Source organism: Pseudomonas sp. RL, from assembly GCF_000647775.1.
GTDB lineage: Bacteria > Pseudomonadota > Gammaproteobacteria > Pseudomonadales > Pseudomonadaceae > Serpens > Serpens flexibilis.
On sequence record NZ_JBOY01000187.1, the window covers coordinates 1 to 1,219 of the forward strand.

Annotated in this window: 1 protein-coding gene; it reads right to left on the reverse strand. The window is 71.8% G+C overall.

Features of this window, described 5'->3' with window-relative positions; translation table 11 throughout:
* Positions 1–1,219 (reverse strand): alpha-glucan family phosphorylase (gene glgP, locus AS93_RS0117990; RefSeq protein ID WP_027591877.1); only part of this gene is annotated, 1,219 nt, incomplete at both ends.

Genomic DNA, 1,219 nt, shown 5'->3' on the forward strand with positions numbered 1-1,219 from the left:
CGCCAGGCCTCCGGCGCGCCGGAGGCGCCCATCTGCCAGACCAGCCGCGCCCGCGCGTAGTCCACCAGCGCGGCGCTGGCGGCGGTGCGGAACTGCCAGAGCTGAGCGTCAGACACGCAGGCGATGTCCTCGCCCAGCGTGCCGACAGTGCCCGACCAGCGATTCTTGCCGCAGGCGGTGGTCCACAGTTCGTCGGCCTGGGCCGAGTCCCAGGTGGGCATGTGCACGCCGTTGGTGATGTGGCCGACCGGCACCTCGGCCAGCGGCCAGCGCGGAAACAGCGGCGCGAACAGCGCCCGGCTGACCGCGCCGTGCAGGCGGCTGACGCCGTTCACCGCGCCGCTGCCGCGAATCGCCAGCCAGGCCATGTTGAACGGCTCGTCGTCGTTGTCCGCCTCCAGCCGGCCGAGCGCCAGCAGCGCGCGGCGCGAAATGCCCAGCCGCTGTTCGGCGTAGGCGCCCAGGTACTGCTCCACCAGCGCCGGGGCGAAGCGGTCGAAACCCACCGACACCGCCGTATGGGTGGTGAACAGGTTACCGGCGCGGGTGGCGGCCAGCGCCACGTCGAACGGCTGGCCGGTGTCCGCCATGAACTGCCGCGCGCGCTCCAGCACGGCGAAGGCCGCATGCCCCTCGTTGAGGTGGCACACTTCCGGTTGCAGGCCCATGGCGCGCAGCAGTTGCCAGCCGCCGATGCCCAGCACCAGTTCCTGGGTGAGGCGCAGCTCGCTGCCGCCGCCGTACAGCTGGCTGGTGATGCCGCGATGCACCGGGTAATTGGCCATGTCGTTGCTGTCCAGCAGGAACAGCCGCACCCGTCCCACCTGCACCTGCCAGGCGCGCAGCCAGATCGGCTGGCCGGGCAGCTCCAGGCGCACTCGCAGCCATTCGCCATCGGCCTGGCGCAGCGGCGTGACCGGCAGCTGCCCCGGATCGTTGAACGGATTCAGCGCGCGCTGCGCGCCGGCGCTATCGATGGTCTGCCGGAAGTAGCCACTCTGGTACAGCAGGCCGACGCCGTACACCGGCAGCCCCAGATCACCGGCGGCCTTGAGCTGGTCGCCGGCCACGTTGCCCAGCCCGCCGGAATAGATGGGCAGCGACTCGCCGAGCATGAACTCCATACTGAAGTAGGCCACCGCGCCCAGCGCCGCTTGCGGATGGGCCTGCTGGAACCAGGCCGGCGCCTCGGCGGCCTGCCGGCGCGCCTCGACCAGCG